Raw genomic sequence first — 17,828 nt, forward strand, 5'->3', positions numbered from 1 at the left:
GACGGCTCCCTCACCAGACTCCTATGCGGGCTCACAGCCCAAACATCAAGCGGCGTCGGCGGACAGCCCACGTACCGATTTTCACGCCTGCGAGGCGTCATCCGCAGGTGAACGGTCGACTCCTATAGAAGTCAAGTCGTCGAAGTAGCGCTGCCGGCGTGAGTGCGGGTGAGAGCGTGGTAGACCTCGCGGGCGATGAAGCGTTTGAGGCAACGGATGATGTCCTTCTTGGCCAACCCCTGCTGCGTGCGGCGCGCAACGTAGGCGCGAGTGCGGGGGCAATAGCGCATCCGCACCACCGCGATCATGTGGAGGGCGCGGTTGGCCTGGCGGTCCCCGCCTCGGCTGAGCCGATGTCGGTCGGTACGTCCCGAGGAAGCCGGAACTGGAGCGGCGCCGCACAGAGCGGCGAACGCGGCCTCCGTGCGCAGGCGTTCAGGGTTGTCGCCGGCCGTGACCAAGAGTTGACCGGCGGTCTCGGTGCCTACGCCAAACAGTGCAACAAGTTCAGGACCGGCGGACGTGGTGAGCACTGCCAGGCGTTCGGTGACCTCGTCGATCTCCTCGGTGAGCATGCGGATGCGGCATGCCAGTTGCCGCAGCGCATACCGACCGGCGTCGGCGGGAGAGGTGAGATCAGCTGCCGGCCGCAGCCGGAGACAGCAGTTGACCAGGGCGGTGCGGGTGAGCCCCGTGAGCGATGCGCGCAGAGGTTCGGGTTGGGGAGGAGGGCATTCGACGTAGCTACCTAGGTAGTGATGCCGGGCTATAGAAGGCCGGGACCCCCGGCATCTCCGGTCTCCTTACAGGAGCCGTATCAGGTGGCGTCTGCCCAAGAATTTAGCCGTTCCGCAGTGGTCTTGACGCACCTATCCGTGAGTTCGCTCAACGATCGGTAATTGTGGGACGGAAAGAAGATCGACACAAGGCCGAAGAGTGGCTGATCTAGGGTGATTCTCTGTGTGTCGATCCGGCCAGGCAGGTTGTAATGCATCAGGGTGTTGCGAAACCCTCGGGCTGAGCTGTTTGTGATCAAGCGCGCTTCTTCGCTGCCGGTAATTCCCTCCAAGATTTCCGTGGATTCCCTGGACAGCGGGTAGGCGGCATTTTCCTTGAGGAGCATCAGGCTGGTCAATACCTGATATAGCGTGATGTATCGGATCTTGAAGACAGTGTATTCAAGATCCAGCACATCGCTACCCGCGGTGAGCATGAAAGCGATAAAGTTTGTTCTGACTTGAAAGTCAGTCAAGACGCCGTTGATGGCTGGGGTCGTGGATCCATTGAACCCCTGCTGGTAGTACGGCGCCGCGCGTGTATCACGGTGGCGCACGCCTTCGCGTGAGAGGTTTCTGACGAAAGTCCGTGGACCTTCCGCGTCCAGCCGGGCTCCGAGCGCGTACAGGCACCTTCCCATCTTTTCCATGGTTGCCCGAACATAGGCTTCATTGTCTTTGTGGAACAATCTTTCCGTCCGCATTCCGATATGAAATGCGGCGGCGTGCGAAGTGCTGATCAACGTTTCGTTGTAAGTAAAAAGGCTCAAGTCTGATTCTAGGAAGCGGGCTGGTGGAAGCCAAGTGTTGCCAAGGAAGTGACTGGAATGCTTCTTTAGGATTTCGTCCTCAAAGAAACGTAGCTGACCGTCGGTTCCCCGCCTCGTGTCCTCGAAAAGCTTCAAGCTGTGTCGGGCACGAGCGCAAACCTCTCTGGCGTCATCGGTGAAGCTGTCAAATGCGGAGGGGTCGATTGTCTGAGGCTTGGCTTGGGCCTCATGGATAACCAGAGAAACATAAGGAGTCATGCAGAGAGGAATGACACCTTCGCCACTCGAATCCGCCGAGTTCACGATGTCGCCGAACAAGCGGCCCATGTAGTTGGCGTCACTGGCTACGCCGGCCTTGATGACTGCTTCCCTCACGGACATGATCCCTCCAGGGCGGTACTTGCCACGGACGATGCTCCTCAAGGGTGATGGCGCGCAACCGGATTTACAACGGCTAACATAAAGAGGTGGATCGGTCCTGGCTGCCGTGACTGGCGCGGGTGTTGAGCGTTCGGTCTGGTGTGGGGATGTCGCCGTGGATCGTGTCGGATGAGTTGTGGGACCGTCTGGAGCCGCTGCTGCCGCAGCGCGTGCGCAGGTTCCGGTATCCCGGCCGCAAGGCATTGCCGGACCGCCAGGTGCTGTGCGGGATCTTGTATGTGTTGCACACCGGGATCCAGTGGGAGTACCTGCCGCAGGAGTTGGGGTTCGGCTCGGGCATGACGTGCTGGCGTCGTCTGCGGGACTGGAACGAGGCCGGTGTGTGGCAGCGGCTGCACGAGGTCCTGCTGGCGGAGTTGAACGCGGCATCACGGTTGGACTGGTCCCGGTGCGTGGTCGATTCCTCCCACGTCAGGGCGTTAAAAGGGGGATCCATACGGGCCCCTCGCCGGTCGACCGGGGCCGGGCTGGCTCGAAGCACCATCTGATCACCGACGGGCACGGCACCCCGCTCGCAGTCCTGCTGACCGGCGGCAACCGCAACGACGTCACGCAGCTGCTTCCGCTGCTCGACGCGATCCCACCGGTCCGTGGCCAGGTCGGCCGGCCCCGCAGCAAGCCGGACTCCCTGTTCGCCGACCGCGCCTACGACCACGACATCTACCGCGACCAGGTCCGCGCCCGCGGCATCGTCCCCGCGATCGCTCGCCGCGGCACCCTGCACGGCACCGGACTGGGCACCTACCGGTGGGTGGTCGAGAAGTTTCGCGTGGCTGCACGGCTTCCGGCGCCTGCGGATCCGGTGGGAACGCAGGGCCGACATCCACGAAGCATTCCTCAAACTCGCCTGCTGTCTCGTCACCATCGACAACTAGGCTCATTGCGTTAGCCGTTGCGATCGGTGAGATATTCGATTTGCAGATCTTGCCTGCTAGGCGTAGACAGGAGAGCAGGGCTCCGGCTCCCTGTTCCAGTACTCCCAGCGACTGGGGGCGAGATGCGTGTCTAACTCTCGACAGCAAGAGCCGCAATCAAGAGGCCTTTTGCTGCACATGGAAAACATTCAGAAGGTCGTAGAATTCTTGACCTTTTGCATTGCTACGGGTGCCGCAGTTGTCGGGTTCGTTAAGACTACCGGGGGGCCGGTGCAATTTTTGGTAGAGGTGGGAACCTTTGGATTCGCTTGCTACGTTGCCATTTGGGTGATTGTTCCACTTCTAATCTGGGCCATAACACTATTGGAGCGTGTCACTCATCGGCAGACCACTGACGCGGCGACAATGGTAGTGCTCGGCCTCGGACTTCTGGGAGGTGGGGCCTTGATTCGTTTTGGCCTGTTCCACCCAGACGTCGCCAAAGACCTCGACACTATCGGAAGCATCTTTACGGCAAGCGTGGGCGTTATTGTGCTCTGCATTCCACTAGTGATGGTTTGGTATTTTAAGGGGAGCACGCTGAATTGAGGCTTGCGAGGCTGCTAGCATCACTCCATATTCTACACACCCTAACAATGACTGACGCATTGAGCTGTTTTGTCGGTGAGAAATTGGGCAACAGGTGAGTTTGAGGAACGCTTCGTGGATGTCCGATCGGTGTTCCCAGCAAATCCCTAGGCGCCGGAAGCAGTGCAGCCAGGCGAAGCTACTTTCGACCACCTAAGGCTTGTCCCGAAAGCCCCCGTGAGGCCTTCGCCGGCTCCCAGGGGTGGTCAGGACGTCGCGGCTACTCTGTAGACCTTCGTGAGGATGGCGATCTTTGGGGGCCCGGTGGGACGCAGCAGGATGCCTGTGAAGAACTTGGGCGCCAGCGAGCTGTGTCTCTTCATCGAACCGTACGGCGAGGACTACTGGCTGAAGCCTGGAGAGGCCTTTACTGTCGGGCCGGACGCTGAGGGGATCGACGTCTGGTTCGACACCTACGTCTCGACGGACTGCATCACCGTGTGGCTCTACGAGGGCGGTGACCCCACCAAGGTCGTCCTCGACTACATAGTCGTTGACGCCGACGGCACCCGGCTGGATTGCGGACATCAGAGACCTCCGCGGCTGGCTGCCCCTGATCCGGTCTGACCTGGTCTGTCTTTGCTTTGATCACCCGGTCATAGCGAGGTTGTGCAGACGGGCGACGCCGAGCATGGCGTGGTGGACGCCGTCGCCTTTGAGTCGGCAGTCCCGAAGGATCTTCCAGGTCTTCATGCGGGCGAAGACATGCTCGACGCGGGCACGCACCTGTTTGTGGGAACGGTTGTGTTCCTCCTTCCAGGCCGGGAGGTCGGTCTGCCCACGCTCCCGACGGTGCGGGATGACGAGCCCGGTGCCGAGATAGCCGCCGTCGGCGATTGTGATGGTCCGACCGACGGCGGCTTTGGCACCAGATTCCGCCCATGCCTTGCAGTCGTTGCGGTTACCGGGCAATGGCCGGCCGACTACGACGACCAGTCGAGTGTCGGCGTCGATGACAACCTGATGGTTGGTGGAATACCGGTAGTTCTTAGACCGCTCCGCCACTGAGTGGTCGCGGGTGGGCACCAGCGTGCCGTCCACGACGAGAACGGTGCCTTTGCGGAAGCGTTGTCGCAGGTCCAGTGCCAGGAAGGGGCCAACGTCGTCGATCACTCGCGCGGCTATGGACTTCGAGACACCGAACAAGGGCGCGAGCTGTCGCATCGTCAGATTGGTACGCCAGTACACGACAACCAGCAGCACGCGGTCCTCGAACTCTAGGCACCACGGGCGGCTCCGGCGCGCGATGTGAACGCCGCGACGACGCAGTCCAGCAACAAGCTTGGTGAACTGCCGAGGGGTGAGTCCGCTGAACGGACCTATCCAATACCGTTCGGACGCCGAGATCACACCAGCCACGCCGATGATCGTCTCACCCCTGAACGCCCTTACGGGACAAGCCTTAACGAGCTCGTGCACGGTAGGCCGTGGCACGTCGAGATGTGTGGCGTGGTCGGTTTTCAAACTCGAGGGCCGCGGTCGAGGGCGGCGGTCTGCTGATGTGAGAGGAGTCCGGCGACGGCTTGGACGATGTGACTCATGTGCTCGCGTCGGCCAAGGTGCCGGGTCAGGGCCCGCCAGTTCTTGAGGTGCGCGATGCCGTGCTCGACACGGATGCGCCGTGAGGAGTGCGCCCTGCGCTGCCGCTCGTGCCGCTCCTCGTACCAGACAGGTGCGTTCTTCTTGAACTTGCGATGCGGCGGTGTCACCACCCGGCCGCCGGTCTGCGCTCCCATGCCCTGGTAGCCGGCATCCGCGAGGATCTCCATGAACGGGCCGCCGGCCAGGAGCCGGACCAGGCCCAGCTCCCGGGCCTGGGTGATGTCAGCGCAACTGCCTGGCCGAACCGGGCCGCAGAACAGCATGCGCCCCTCGGCGTCCGTGAGGACCATGGACTTCACGGCGTTCTGCTTGGTCTTTCCGGAGACGAACTTGTCGCGGTCCTTGCGGCCTGCAACTGGGCGTCGCACGCGGATCTCCGTGCCGTCGATGATGCCGGTCCGACCATCGACGCCCAGGTACTCGATGACCTCGGCGAGAGTACGCAGCCGGACGTCCGGTGCGATGGTGCACCCCCGCTGCGCCAGCAGGGGCCGCACCTCGCCGATGGCGCGGGTGATGGTGGAGCGCTCCACGCCGAACCAGCAGGCCAGCACGTCATGCGTGGTTCCATGTCGCAGACTCACCAGCGTGGCCAGCAGCCGGTCGACGAAGACGAACTGGTGCTTCGCCCCCGCTCCTACCGCCCGTTGCCGCGGCCGTGCCGTCAGGCGTGCCTGACGCCGTTCGTGCCACAACGGCCCTATCTCGGCGATGAGTTCAGCGATCCCAACCGGCGACAGCCCGGTGATCCTGTACTCCGCCACGATCAACTCTCGCGCCCCAGCCCCCATCATGCAGAGCCCAACGAGCCACCCGGCCACCGAGCCACGGCCTACCGTGCACGAGGTCGTTAGCCCATAGGAGTCGGCGGTGCTTGCGGAAGTCGTGACCTCGGTCGGCGTACCGCCACGAGGGCTGCGCTACCGTGGAACAGGTGCTCAACGACATCGAGACCTTCCAGGACGCACTCGCAGTCAGCGGACTGCCGCCCGTGCTGAGCAAGCGGCACAACAGCGGTGATTTCCAAGCCGGCGTCATGGCGCGCGAGCTCGGGCCCCTGCGGCTGATCGAGCTGAACACTCCCGCGGGAGAGTGTTTCCGGGACGCTCGTTGCGCCCGTGCCGAGGACGAGGCTCTTTGGCAGGTCGAACTGGTGACGCGAGGGCGAGCGCGCGTCGAGCAGGGTGGCAGTACCGCCGAACTCGGCCCGGCCGACATGGTTCTCGTCGACCCCGCGAGGCCGGTGCAGTACGCCAGTACCGCCTGCACACATGTGACCCTGCTGGCATCCCGGCGCGAGCTGCGGCTGCGCCCCGCTGACGCTGACCGTCTGGCCGGCGTGCGCATTCAGGGCGACAGGGGCCCGGCAGCGTTGGTATCCGCACTGGTGCGGGACACGGTCCAGTCGCTGGCCGGATTCCGTGCCGACGAGGCGCAGCGGTCGGGAGCCGCGGTGATCGAGCTGATCTTGGTGGCTCTGGAGTCGCAACTGCACGACGTGCGCCCGGCTTCGGACGAGGTACTGCGTGGCCGGATCCTCGGCTACATCGAAGCCCGGCTGTCCGACCAGGACCTCGCCCCGGCCAAGATTGCCACGGCGCACCACATCTCCGTCCGCCGGCTCCACAGAGTCTTCGAGGATCAGGCACTGTCGGTCGCGGCCCACATCCGTCGGCGCCGTCTGGAGCGGTGTCGCGCCGATCTGGTGCGCGGCGACCGAACGGTCGCGGCTGTCGCGGCGCGCTGGGGGTTCGCGGATCCCTCGCATTTCAGCAGGCTCTTCAAGGCGACGTACGGCTCCAGCGCCTCGGCACTGATGTCCAACAGCCATGCACGGACGGTCAATGCGCCCACCGGACGGCCTGGCGATGATGGTGGCGTAACCATCGTAGAAAGGTGACCACGTGGAGCAGTCGGTCGAGTCGTTGAGTGCCGTTCCGGGCCGGATGTACGAGGCGTGGAACCGTGGGGATGCCGTCGGTTTCTTCGCCGACTTCGCTGAGGACGCCCTGGTCGCGGAGCTTGAGGGGAGCATCCACCGCAGCCGCGCCGACATGGTCGCGGCTCAGGAGGCGGTCTTCACGACGGTGATGAAAGGCTCCCGGCTGGTCAATGGCGAAGTACCGTTTGCGCGCATCGTGAGCCCGGGCGTCGGCGTGGTGCACAGTCGCGTGGGCATTCTTATGCCAGGCGAGGAGAAACCGCCGCCGACCCGCTTCGTCATGCAACTCCTCGTGATGGTCTGGCGAGAAGACCGTTGGGTGGTCACGGCCATGGAGAACGCCCGTCTGCTCACCATGGACGGCATGGCGGCCCTGGAGGCCCTGAACACCTGACCGTCCGTTTCGCCCCGCGACGCGTGTACAGACCGGTTGTCGCGGCAACAGCCTTCGGGCACGGCGGACGGCCCGCAGCCGGTGCGCCAACGCGGTGAGAACCTCCCGCCGCGCATGCCTCGCCGGCCGTCCGCTGAGCTGCACTGCGTTTCGTCACGAGAACCTTGACCAGCCGCAACGCCCCCGTCAGTGGGGTTCCAATACGGGATCTGAGATGAAACAGGACCCCGACGACAACAGTCGCGCTCACATCGAGGGCAAGTACCTCACCCAGCAATCCGAGTACACCAACGCCCCCTTCGGCCAGCTCCTCGTCCTGGACCTCACTGCCAAAACCAACAGCAGTGGCACCCTGCGCGTCGACGAAGTCGCCTGGCTGGCCACCCACCGCCCCCGCGGCGCCACAACCGACCGGCTCGTCCTCGCCGGCATCGTCACCGGCAACCGCCTCACGCCCTCCACCTACTCGCACTGATCGAGGCCCTCCCCCAGTAGGACGCTGTGCGAGGTGCCGGGCAGCTCCCCGCCACCAGTACTCGTCCTGCTGCCAGATCAGGCCTCTCGGTCCTTCCCGCGACGGCGGCCGCCTACGGGCGCCGGTCTGCTGGTGCCGTCGGGCAGGCAATCGCCGGGAACGCCGCCGTGTGTCCGCCCGCGGTGAACGTGATCGAGGCGGGGCGCTGGGCCCAGTAGGGGCAGACGTCGATGAGGTGCTCGCCGTGCTCACCGATGAGGATGCGCAGCCACACCTCCGTGCTGGTGATGCTGGCGCGGTACGCGGTTAACTCCCACGGCTCGGTGTGAACCCGCAGGTGTCGGCGTGGGCAATCACTGTGTCCGGGGCATCGGCCGTGGACATGCCCAGGGCAGTGCCGTCGTACACGAGCCGGATCCCGTCCTGCTCCAGGTCTCGTCGTCGGGGTGCCTGACGCAGGAGTTCGTTCAGGTCCCGGATCTTCAGTTGCACCATGGCCTCGTCCTCTCCCGACCGTGCTGTCGTGCCGACGGAGGTCAGAAGATCAGTCGCTGGTTCCGCTCATGAGGGGCCCAGGCCGTACCACCAGTGATTGGTGAAGCGCTCCAGCGTCAGCTCGGCGTCGAGTTCCCTGTTCCACACCGCAGCAAGCCACACCGGGACCGTGTCCAGGCGCTCGCAGACCACGACGCTCTCGCGTTGATCAGTGAGGTAGCAGCGGCTCTCATCCGCGAACTTTCCGCCCGGCCCGTACTTTCCGTACAGGTCCCCGAGGCGTTCACGGTTGGCGTCGGCGAAGGCCTCCAACTGCCGTACGTAGCCCTCCTGCTGCTCGGCGCTGACACACTTCAGGACGACCGTGAGGATCTCTTCCGACAGGTCACGGTCGAAGCCGGTGTAGCCGGTCAGGGACACGAAGATCCTCTCGGCCACCTCCAGCACCTGGTGCACCTGCTCCTCCCCCACGCTGTCGACTGGCGTGGGCAAGTGACGCGGAGTCCGGCTCGGCGTAGCCGACGGTGTCTCCAGGGCGGCCGCCGCCGCTTGGCCCTGGCGGACGGTGCGGTCGGCGATGTGGGCGAGGCTGCCGGCGATCGCCTCGACAGCGCGAAGCCAGCCCTCGTGGACCTGGTCGCTGCTGCCGGAGGGGGTCTGCGTGTCCAGCTCGATGACTTCGCCATGAGTAGCTGACGCTGTCGGAAATCTTGGTCACGACCAGGGGGCCGGGTGGTATCCGCCTGCGTCGTCGCCCGCAGGAAACAAGGTCCCCCGACAACGTCAGGACATTCCACTTGGACGACCTGAACTTCTCCAGCGGTCTCGACTCGCTACTTCGGGCCAGTGACCGACGGCAACGCCTCGACGACAGCGTCAGCTACTCAGCGGGTCCATCCCCGCGGGTGCGGGGTCGACGGCCAGGCACCGCGGGCAGAGGTGGCGCTCGACGGAGCATCCCCGCGGGTGCGGGGTCGACACTTGCTGAGCTGGGACTTTACCGGGCCGGGTAGCTGTTTTCATTCAGTTGTTTTCTCTCGGCATGAAGGAGCAACTCCCGACGACAGCGATGACGAGCAGTGGGCGCCCTGGCACTTCGGCCCGCATCAACAAGCACCAGCGTGGAACAAACGAAAGGTCATTCACACAGGTCAGCAAGTTGAACCGGTCTATCGCAGCAGGTCACGGAACGCACCGGCCCCTTCCGGGACAACTCACCGCCTGCAGCCACGGCCAATAGACGTCGCTATGAAGTAGCAACGTGCAGGGCGGTGTTGGCCACCGGTGCCACTGCCTGACCAGAAGTACGAACGGTCACCGCAGAGCCTGACCACTGGCTGACACCAGGCGACCGCCCCGAACGAAGCAAGATCCGGACCATTTCCGGGCCAACGACTCCGGCAAGCTGCCCATGGCCACCAAATGCGCAGGTCAGCGATGCGTCACTGCTGTACCACCAGCAGACGAAGAATCTGCTGGCAGGTCTCCACCTTCTCCGCCAATACCAGTCGCTCACCGTGCCTGAAACCCTGCCGCAGGCCAGCCGACTTCTCAGCACAGCCACTTCGCCAGCACGGCCAACTCTGGGGAGTCTGAGCGGTGCTGGGGAGCGCGTGGGGAGTATGGGCTGCATAACGCGGGACGAACCTGAAAGACGCTGAAACAGGCATCGGCGCAGGTCAGAACCACGGACGTCCGTATAGGCGCAGGTCAGCGCCCTCAGGTAGGCAACTTCATGACGTACGTACCGAGATCGTCGGCCTCGACGAGCCCCGGCAGCGAGCCACCCTCACGCAGGGGCGTGATGTAGGCGGGCCCGTCAACTCCGACAGTTCGGACGTCGCGGCGTGCTCAAGGGCCACCACTGGCCTGCCCCTGGGCAGGCGCCCCACATACTGGAGCGGCCGAGGGGCCGGGAGCACATGTCCGAGCCGAGCGAGGGCGGGACGGCGGTCCCGGCACGATGCACAACAACGTCCTGACGGCGGTGGCCGAGGGATGCGTCCCGCAGGCCCAGGTCCACGTCCGGGCGGGCGTTCCAGCCGGGACCGGGCGGTGGGAGCGAGAAGCAGGCCAAGGCCGGGCGAGCCGCCGATAACAGGCGGCCACCTCGGGGCGACGGTGACCCTCCCGGACTCGGTGCCGCGCCGCTGCTCCTATGACCCGGGGCCGGACTCCTGCGCGCCGATTGGCCGGCTAATCCACGCGAACACCGCGTGGCATCCATGCCAGCGATCGTGATGGACATGGCGTTCTTGCCCGAGGACGGGCGGCGGCCTCGAAGCGTGGTCGTGACGCGCCGTCACCGGGTTTTGCTCACCGGGGCGATCGCCATGGCGCTCAGGAGTGCCGACGCGCCGGCCACGGCGTAGAGGAAGGCGTAGGAGTCGCTGCCGATGTAGAGGATCACAGGAGCGATGGCGGGTGCCAGAGAGGTGGGCAGGTTGTTCGCGATGTTGAAGACGCCGAGGTCCTTCGCCGTGTTGTCCTGGTCGGGCAGTACGGCGGTGACCAGGGCCAGTTCGACGGAGGTGTAGGCACCCAGCCCGAGGCCGCCGACGGCCGCGCCGACGAGGAAAAGGGTGAGGTCGCTCGCGACGGTGACGAGGAAGAGGGAGAGAGCGAAGAGGACGGCCGCGATGATGACGAACTGCTTGCGGCGGCCCGTGGCGTCCGAGATCTTGCCGCCCACCACGCTCGATATCGCCGCGAAGACGGCGAGGACCAGTGTGCCCAGGAACACCTGGTGCGGTACGTCCTGCTTGTCCGAGCCCAGATGGTTGATCAGGTAGAACGTCAGATAGGTGTTGAGTATCGCCACGGCGAACGAGAACAGGAACCGGCTTCCCCACGCCCAGGCGAAGTCCGGGTTGCGGCGCGGGTTGAAGGTGAACGTGCTGACCAGGTCCTTCACCGAGAACGCGGTCTGGGGGGCGGCCTTGTCCAGCCGTCGATCGGGGAGCACCGCGGTGAACGCGAGGATCGCCATGCCGCCGACCACGGGGGGAAGCAGGAACATGAGGAAGAAGTTGGGGTCTACGAGTTGCACCAGGAAGGTGCCGAGGACGAGTCCAAGCGGCCCTCCGACTCCCAGCAGTCCCGATACGGTTCCGCGCTGCTCCGGCGGGACCCGGTCGGCGAGTACCGCCGTCAAGACCGCGCCTGCGGCGTTGAGGAACAGCTGCGACAGGCAGAAGCCCACCAGCAGGATCGGGACGTTCGGCGCGAGCGCCATGACCAGTGCACTGACGAGTCCGCCCGAGACCCCCACGATCATCCAGGGGCGGCGCATCCCGATGCGCGCGGTGGTGCGGTCGCTGATCTTGCCCCACGCGGGGGCGGCGACCATTCCGACCAGGGCGCCTGCGCCGACGACGAGACCGAGCGAACCGCCTCAGGATGGACAGCAGACGTCCGAACGTCGCTGTGGAACTGGTCTTGAGGTCGTCGTTGAGTTCCTTGACTGCCGGAATGTAGATCGGCTCCGGCAGCAGGGGGGCCACCGACTTGTCCAAGCCGGTCATCAGCGAGTCGTCGCCCGTGGTGTACTCATGGGGTTCAAGAGCCGCGACACAGTCAGCCCATTCTCGCTTCACCGCAGCGCGGTTGATCTTGCCCGACAGTTTGGTGAAGATCTCCGGATAGGTGTGCTGGACGTTCGCCTCAAGCTCCTCGGTCGAGATCTTGGGCCTGAGAACCGCCTCCAAGGCCCCCTTCCTGAAGCGCTGGTCGCTCGGCACCTTCCGAACTACCCACATCTCGCCCTTGCCCGCCCCATGGTACGTCCGCGCCAGGGTCAGACGTCCGTCCGCAACCGCAGGCTCGATGCGTGAACGGTGACCTTCCTCCAGGCGCTGCAGATCTGTCGCGCCGATGCCGGCGAAGGTGAGCTGGATACGGATGGGACGCGCCGGGTTCAGGAAGTCGGTGGCGATTGCGGCGCTTGAGCGGAGGAACATGTTCAGCGCCTGGAACACGGACGACTTCCCCGCGTTGTTCTCACCGATAAGGCAGCCGAATCGGGAAAACGACATGTCCACGTGGTCCAGTCCACGGAAGTTGTCGATCCTGATGTGTTCGAGACGCATGGTGCTCCAGGGGATGCGTAAGCCGAGGGAGCATCCTAGAGGGCCATGTGACTTCGCCTCCGCGACCGACCAACGCTGAGGGCACCATCAGCATCACGCCAAGGCCAAGATTTTCGGGTCACGTGGCCGACAACACCGCTCCGCTTGAGCACCGTTGGTGCACGACGGATCCCCACGAGCGGATCAGTCACTCCCGCGGCGTGCGGACACACATGGTCGTTGGCCACGTCTACGACCTCGCCCATAAGAATCACCCGAAAGAGTGACCGTGGATCTGCCCCCTTCCGATGTTCTACGCCTTGTCAGTACCAAGGCCGTCCGGCAGCCACGCGTGGGACACACCAGACGCCGAACCCGCACACGGACCACCACCCGCCTCCCGTCCACCGACACATCGGCCACCGTCCGCAGATGAAAGCCATGCACCCGCCCGGACGGTGCTCCGCAACCCGGACACGGCACCGGACCCTCAGGCGTCCGCGCCCGTACCGAAATCCGCTCGCTCTCATCCGTCACGTCCTCGATGACCAGCGGCAACAGTCCCGGAAACACCACATCTATAAGCTCGTTGGCATTCCGCACATCACGTCAACGATGAACCAGCACTCTCGGTCACCACCGAATGTGAGACAGGGCCGCAGACGTTCGGCGAAAGCCTGAACCAGAAGCTGGGCAAGGCCATCGGGAAGCAGATCCCGAACACCGCGAAGCTCATCCGGGAGCGGCACCCGAAGTTCGCCCACATCCCCCACGACCGGCCGATGTTCGGCATCGTGATGACGATGGAGCCGTACCACCTGGTCAACACCCCCGAGTTCCGGCACGTCCTGCCGACCTCGGACGTACCGACGGTCGTGGCCTCGGCAAGCGAACTGGAGGACGCGGTCGTCGCGACGGCCCCCACACTGGAGGAGTCGGTCCTGGCCCGGATCGAGCAGCCACCGCCCGCCGGATGGTCTCTGCGGGCCCTCGCCGACGGACGGCCCGTCATCAATCCGATCCTGGACGAGGCGTGGGCGCTCTACCCCTGGGGCGCGGAACCCGCCACGCCCCAGGACACCGGGGCTTCAGCAGAGTCCTGACCGGGAGCCCCGACGGGCCCCGGGCGTGCGACATAAGCGCGACACCGCCCCACAATGCTGACGACAACGGCTGGAGAGGGGCGATGGCGAGGGACAGCTACCGGGACCTGCGGTGTCCCGCCTACACCGGGCGGCCACTGCGGGAGGAGCTCGGCGTCTGTCTACGGCTTCGACGCGGTCGCCAGCGCCGACCGGACCCGCCGGGACTACCTCCACGTCGCCGACCACGTCCTCGATCGAGTTCATCACACGTCGTGCCGTACGCACGGGCGACGATCCGTCAGGAAGGGGGAACCGGCCACCCGTGGCGGTGAGCGCTCTGGCGGGTGCGCGGCCGTCACCAGTACGTTCCCCGTGGCCTGTTGACCGAAGGGGAGACGACGAGCGGGCGAGGCACGCTGCGGGCGCTGCGGATCGCGATGTCGGTGCTGATCGTGGCCGTCGTGCCGCTGTACGTGGGCTGGCTGGTGCGGGTCAGCTACCTGACCGGGCAGCACCGACTGCCCACCGGCGACGTCATCCGGTGGGCGCTGCCGACGCTGGTTCCGGCGATCGCCGTGGTGTTGCGTGTGGTGGCCGGGCAGATGTGGTGGGTCAGCGTGGTTTCGCGCACGGCGTCCCCGCTGCGGGAGCGGTGGTCCGTCACGGTGCTGCTGTTCATCGCCGCGGTGTCGGTGTTCTGCGGCGTCGCGGCCATCGACGACCCCAACGTGTACTTCGGGCTGCTGAGCCTCGTGATCACCGGACTGGGCATGACCGGTCTGTTCTTCCTCCCGGCTGAGCTCTCCCACGAGCTGCCGGACGTCGTCCGCCGACGTTCCGCTGGCTCTTCCGACGACCCGGCGTCGTAACCGGGCACGCCACCGAGGCGTTGGACACGCAGTCGCATGGCGGTCATCTGCACGGTCCACGAATGCGTATTCGAAATCCTGTGCTGGTGCGTTCACCTGCGGCAACAAGCGCGTCCAGGTTGTGTGTCAGACAGGCAACGAGGACGGTGTACCGGAGCCGGTGCGCGACAGCCTGCGGCCATGGACAAGTTGATCGAGCTGGCCAGCACGCTTGCATCCGGGGCGGTTATCGCCGTCCTCGCGGCGTGGCTGACCAACCGCTCCCGCAACCGCCAGGACCAGCAGGTCGAGATCGGGACGCTGCGGGTACATGCTGACGCGATGACGGTGGCTGTGGTGGAACTGCAGGCTGCGGCTACCGCCAACCGTCTGCTGTGGGAGGGGCCGGCCGAACGCGCGCGGTCGTTCTTTCTGGCCGCGATGGCCTCAGCCGGAGGCTTCGCCATGGCCCGGATCGCCGGTGGAACGGACGTGCAGTGCACCCAGGTGGGTTTCGGATGCGCGGCCGAACTACTGAGCCGGGACCGACTCGCCAGCAAGCAGAACATCGCCGCCGTACGTGAGCCGCTCACTCGGGCCGCCACCGCAGCCGCCCCACTCATGCGGTGTTCCGACCCGGCCGTCGCGACAGCCACCGAGCAACTGCTGAACGCTCTGTCGGACGTGGAGGACACCGCGCGTCTGGAGCCTGCCATGGAAGCATTCGGCCGGGCCGTCAACGCGGCCACCGCGCCGCAGCTGTCGTGGTGGGCACGCCACAGTGCCGCACACACGACCTGACGCAGGAGTTCGTCGAGGTTGAGGCGTGCGAGCGGGCGCTGGACCGCTGTGTGTCAGTGAGGCTCGATAGCCTCTGCGGTATGGGAACTTACGATGACAAGTCGCGTGACTACGACCGTCGCGCGGGCCAGGCGCTGGTCGCCTTTTACAAACTGGTCGAGGCTGGTGGCGGGCATGCCGGGGAAGCGGTCGCGCCTGCATACCGCGACCTGCTGGATGCGGCTGAGTCCACGTTCCGAGCGGGTGTTGAGGCGGGTGACCTGGAGAAGGTGAAGGCCAGCTGGAACGACCTCGTTGACGTGGCTGCACACATTGCGCACGCCAACGCCCGAGTTGGGATGGTGCTGCTGGCGACAGCGGTGAATCATCTGGAGGAGGCCCCGGAGGAGGTCATCGCCAAGGTCATGGTGGAAGTGGAGAAGAATAGTTCCTGACCCCCGGAGACGACAGAGCCCATCAGCCATGACTGTGGATCTGCCCTCGCAGGATGTCTAAACGCCGCGTCCCTGGCAGCTTCAATGTCAGGAACGCGGCGTTCGTGCTGGAGCCCGACCTACAACTCGATGTCGATGCATTCGACGTCGGTGAACTCCACGCCCAGGCCGTGGGCGCGGCGGTTGTTGTCGCGGAAGTACATCTGGGCGAGGCCGTCGGCGGCGATCTGCTGGAGCTGTTGTTCGGTAGCGCCCTGTTCGCGGGCGGTAAACAGGCGGTCCGCGAAGACGGGCGGCAGGGCCTGGGTGATGTCGCGGATCCGGGCGTCGTCGGTGGTGCCCGGTTCGGCGGTGAACCCGAACCGGGCGCGGGTCGAGACGACCAGGCCGTCCGAGGCGGCCGCCTTCTTCCGCGCCTTCGCCCGGACTTGCGGCTGCCACCGCTTCTTGACCTCACGCTCGATGCGCTCCCGCAGGTCCCGGCGGGGCCGCTTGAACCTGCCCGCCACGTACCGCTCCACCGTGCGCTGGGAGATCCCGAGGGCCTGCGCGGCGGCCTTGGTGCCCTTGAGCTGCTTGACCAGATATTTCACCTGGGCCTGGGTGCTTTGTGGGATGCGGCGGGTGAACGCCCCCTCCAGCGCGCGGTCCAGACTGTCCCGAGCGAGTCGGCCATGGGTTACTCCCCTTCTCCAGCGCTCTGGTCGGTCTTGATGAGGTTGGAGATGTTGAAGACACCGCGCTCCTCGAACTGCTGCTCTGCCCACAGGACAGTCTGGGTGCCCTGGTGCTTGACCATCCCGGGCGAGACCCCGAGCCGGAACGTGCCCGGCACGGGCTTTCCTTCGTCGGTGAGCGGCAGGATGTCGAGCGGGGACGGGCCGGGCGAGGGGTAGACGATCGCGTCGGTGCCGATGGACGTCGGGTACAGGCCGGCCGCGACGGTGGTCTTCATCAGCTTGCGGTGGATGCCGATGCGCTGGTTGGCGAGGACGGCGGCCCGAATGCCGGGCCGCCACGTCTCCCGCTTCAGCGCCGGGTGCGGCTCGTAGTACGGCACCTGGCCCCGGCTGCGCTGGCGCAGCTTGCCGATGCCGCCCTTCGCGGTCGCCTTGATCGCGGTCTCCAGCAGCGCCATCGTCGGGTCGGTCTGCTTGCGCCGTGCCATCGCGTTCAGGAATTCCTGGCCGGTGAGGTCGGTGGTGACGCCGAGGTCGGCCATGGTGGTCACGTACGCGTCGCGCAGCCGCTTGTACCAGGCGTCCAGGTAGCGGCCGCTCTGGGTGCGCACGTACGCCTCGATCGGCGCGACGTCAAAGCCGAGCTCCACCGCGTAGGCGACGGTGGACGCGGCGTACCAGGCCGGGCCCTCGGGCCTCTCGCACTGGGGGTGAACGGGCTGGGGAGCCGGTCACCGTCGACGGTGCGGCCGTTGACCGTCACGCGGGACAGGTCGACGTGGGAGAGGTCGACCAGCCACGAGCCGGGCAGCGCCGGGTCGAACGTCGGGTTGCCGCTATGGCGGGTCGGCCCGTTCAGTCCGACGGTGAGGCCGTTGGCGGCCGCGGCGAACGACATGTTGATGTCGACCGCAACCCGGTACGGGTGTCGGCGACCGCCTCCTGAGCGGCCCGCACCACTGTGTGGGAGCCAGCGTTCTCTACGACGGGTCGGCCATGTTCCCGGCACCGCCAAACTGACAGGCGGCCAGATCGACGCCTGCCGACACCTCCAGCTTGCGAGCCCTCAAGCGGAAAGGGCGCGCTCCGGCCGTCCGTCACCCTCGACGTCAACCGGGCCGGTCGACGGGCAGCCGGACCAAACCATCGCGATACAACACGCCCCACTACCACCAAGATCCGGACCATACGCGGGCCAACTCCCCACATTGAACCCGCCGGACCGACATCCTTGCTGGTCAGAAGGCTGTACCACCAGTAGACGAAGAACCTACTGGGTGGTCTGTACCGGTATCTGGCCATGTGCGCTTGGCGCCACAAGACTGCTCGACAATCACACTTGACACGCCTACCCGACCTGCGGCCTTCCTCATGCCGATCACCTGACCCACGGCGCAGCAAAGCTGACTTCCCATCAGGACGATCGAATAGAGGTCACCCCCTATCGCCCGCACTGCACACAGATAAAATTGCAGGTCAGGATTCCGCCGCAGGGCTTCAGCGATCAGAGCAGCAG

At 65.5% G+C, this 17,828-nt stretch carries 16 protein-coding genes and 5 pseudogenes; 9 read left to right on the forward strand and 12 right to left on the reverse strand.

What is annotated here, in order from left to right; genetic code table 11:
* Positions 1–131: 131 nt before the first annotated feature.
* Both OHS59_RS06795 and OHS59_RS06800 read right to left on the reverse strand, forming a co-directional pair.
* A pseudogene (locus tag OHS59_RS06795) lies at positions 132–719 on the reverse strand (transposase); the annotation flags it as partial.
* A gap of 98 nt (positions 720–817) precedes the next feature.
* Complete coding sequence (locus OHS59_RS06800) at positions 818–1,921, reverse strand: hypothetical protein (RefSeq protein ID WP_328492487.1); 1,104 nt, start codon at positions 1,919–1,921, stop codon at positions 818–820.
* A 152-nt stretch (positions 1,922–2,073) separates the two neighbouring features.
* Between OHS59_RS06800 and OHS59_RS06805 the strand changes: the two are divergent.
* Together OHS59_RS06805 and OHS59_RS06815 are read left to right on the forward strand one after the other, a co-directional pair.
* Positions 2,074–2,862, forward strand: a pseudogene (locus OHS59_RS06805) (IS5 family transposase).
* An 870-nt stretch (positions 2,863–3,732) separates the two neighbouring features.
* Positions 3,733–4,056: a hypothetical protein gene (locus OHS59_RS06815; protein ID WP_328499083.1), complete on the forward strand. Its 324-nt coding sequence runs from the start codon at positions 3,733–3,735 to the stop codon at positions 4,054–4,056.
* A gap of 21 nt (positions 4,057–4,077) precedes the next feature.
* Here OHS59_RS06815 and OHS59_RS06820 read toward each other — a convergent pair whose 3' ends face one another.
* Together OHS59_RS06820 and OHS59_RS06825 are read right to left on the reverse strand one after the other, a co-directional pair.
* Complete coding sequence (locus OHS59_RS06820) at positions 4,078–4,848, reverse strand: transposase (protein ID WP_328492488.1); 771 nt, start codon at positions 4,846–4,848, stop codon at positions 4,078–4,080.
* 101 nt (positions 4,849–4,949) lie between these two features.
* Positions 4,950–5,855 (reverse strand): transposase family protein, encoded by a 906-nt coding sequence (locus OHS59_RS06825; RefSeq protein ID WP_328492489.1) that lies wholly within the window; start codon positions 5,853–5,855, stop codon positions 4,950–4,952.
* A gap of 170 nt (positions 5,856–6,025) precedes the next feature.
* Between OHS59_RS06825 and OHS59_RS06830 the strand changes: the two genes are divergently transcribed.
* The 3 genes from OHS59_RS06830 to OHS59_RS06840 all read left to right on the forward strand — a co-directional run bounded on the left by OHS59_RS06830 (position 6,026) and on the right by OHS59_RS06840 (position 7,902).
* Positions 6,026–6,991 (forward strand): helix-turn-helix domain-containing protein, encoded by a 966-nt coding sequence (locus tag OHS59_RS06830; RefSeq protein WP_328492490.1) that lies wholly within the window; start codon positions 6,026–6,028, stop codon positions 6,989–6,991.
* Between the two features lie 4 nt (positions 6,992–6,995).
* Positions 6,996–7,427, forward strand: a complete 432-nt coding sequence (locus tag OHS59_RS06835) for an SgcJ/EcaC family oxidoreductase (RefSeq protein ID WP_248781426.1) — start codon at positions 6,996–6,998, stop codon at positions 7,425–7,427.
* A gap of 214 nt (positions 7,428–7,641) precedes the next feature.
* A complete protein-coding gene (locus OHS59_RS06840; RefSeq protein ID WP_328492491.1) occupies positions 7,642–7,902 on the forward strand; it encodes a hypothetical protein in 261 nt (86 codons plus the stop codon).
* Between the two features lie 112 nt (positions 7,903–8,014).
* Here the strand turns inward: OHS59_RS06840 and OHS59_RS06845 are convergent, their stop codons facing one another.
* From OHS59_RS06845 to OHS59_RS06865, 6 genes and pseudogenes are all read right to left on the reverse strand, one after another.
* Positions 8,015–8,176, reverse strand: coding sequence for a hypothetical protein (locus OHS59_RS06845; protein WP_328492492.1), 162 nt, complete (start codon positions 8,174–8,176; stop codon positions 8,015–8,017).
* A gap of 32 nt (positions 8,177–8,208) precedes the next feature.
* Positions 8,209–8,397 (reverse strand): hypothetical protein, encoded by a 189-nt coding sequence (locus tag OHS59_RS06850; protein WP_328492493.1) that lies wholly within the window; start codon positions 8,395–8,397, stop codon positions 8,209–8,211.
* A 66-nt stretch (positions 8,398–8,463) separates the two neighbouring features.
* A complete protein-coding gene (locus tag OHS59_RS06855; protein ID WP_328492494.1) occupies positions 8,464–8,889 on the reverse strand; it encodes a hypothetical protein in 426 nt (141 codons plus the stop codon).
* A 1,810-nt stretch (positions 8,890–10,699) separates the two neighbouring features.
* Positions 10,700–11,773: pseudogene (locus OHS59_RS06860) on the reverse strand (MFS transporter); the annotation flags it as partial.
* Between the two features lie 565 nt (positions 11,774–12,338).
* Positions 12,339–12,485: pseudogene (locus OHS59_RS44490) on the reverse strand (AAA family ATPase); the annotation flags it as partial.
* A gap of 318 nt (positions 12,486–12,803) precedes the next feature.
* Positions 12,804–13,067: pseudogene (locus tag OHS59_RS06865) on the reverse strand (transposase family protein); the annotation flags it as partial.
* Positions 13,068–13,246: 179 nt separating this feature from the next.
* Between OHS59_RS06865 and OHS59_RS06870 the strand changes: the two are divergent.
* The 4 genes from OHS59_RS06870 (at position 13,247) to OHS59_RS06885 (ending at position 15,632) form a co-directional block, all read left to right on the forward strand.
* Positions 13,247–13,567 (forward strand): hypothetical protein, encoded by a 321-nt coding sequence (locus OHS59_RS06870; RefSeq protein ID WP_328492495.1) that lies wholly within the window; start codon positions 13,247–13,249, stop codon positions 13,565–13,567.
* 362 nt (positions 13,568–13,929) lie between these two features.
* Positions 13,930–14,418, forward strand: coding sequence for a hypothetical protein (locus OHS59_RS06875; protein ID WP_328492496.1), 489 nt, complete (start codon positions 13,930–13,932; stop codon positions 14,416–14,418).
* Between the two features lie 180 nt (positions 14,419–14,598).
* Positions 14,599–15,198: a hypothetical protein gene (locus tag OHS59_RS06880; protein ID WP_328492497.1), complete on the forward strand. Its 600-nt coding sequence runs from the start codon at positions 14,599–14,601 to the stop codon at positions 15,196–15,198.
* An 80-nt stretch (positions 15,199–15,278) separates the two neighbouring features.
* Positions 15,279–15,632 (forward strand): hypothetical protein, encoded by a 354-nt coding sequence (locus OHS59_RS06885; protein ID WP_328492498.1) that lies wholly within the window; start codon positions 15,279–15,281, stop codon positions 15,630–15,632.
* Between the two features lie 119 nt (positions 15,633–15,751).
* Here the strand turns inward: OHS59_RS06885 and tpg are convergent, their stop codons facing one another.
* A complete protein-coding gene (gene tpg, locus OHS59_RS06890; RefSeq protein ID WP_328499084.1) occupies positions 15,752–16,285 on the reverse strand; it encodes a telomere-protecting terminal protein Tpg in 534 nt (177 codons plus the stop codon).
* Positions 16,286–16,311: 26 nt separating this feature from the next.
* A complete protein-coding gene (locus tag OHS59_RS06895) occupies positions 16,312–16,962 on the reverse strand; it encodes a hypothetical protein (RefSeq protein WP_443061686.1) in 651 nt (216 codons plus the stop codon).
* Positions 16,963–17,828 lie beyond the last annotated feature (866 nt).

It is taken from the genome of Streptomyces sp. NBC_00414, assembly GCF_036038375.1.
In the GTDB taxonomy this organism is placed as follows: Bacteria; Actinomycetota; Actinomycetes; order Streptomycetales; family Streptomycetaceae; genus Streptomyces.

Excerpts from the sequence above, each read along its gene's own strand:
- OHS59_RS06880 (WP_328492497.1), top strand. The coding sequence starts at position 14,599 with ATGGACAAGTTGATCGAGCTGGCCAGCACGCTTGCATCCGGGGCGGTT.
- OHS59_RS06840 (WP_328492491.1), top strand. The coding sequence starts at position 7,642 with ATGAAACAGGACCCCGACGACAACAGTCGCGCTCACATCGAGGGCAAG.
- OHS59_RS06815 (WP_328499083.1), top strand. The coding sequence starts at position 3,733 with ATGGCGATCTTTGGGGGCCCGGTGGGACGCAGCAGGATGCCTGTGAAG.
- OHS59_RS06850 (WP_328492493.1), bottom strand. The coding sequence starts at position 8,397 with ATGGTGCAACTGAAGATCCGGGACCTGAACGAACTCCTGCGTCAGGCA.
- OHS59_RS06885 (WP_328492498.1), top strand. The coding sequence starts at position 15,279 with ATGGGAACTTACGATGACAAGTCGCGTGACTACGACCGTCGCGCGGGC.
- OHS59_RS06870 (WP_328492495.1), top strand. The coding sequence starts at position 13,247 with ATGTTCGGCATCGTGATGACGATGGAGCCGTACCACCTGGTCAACACC.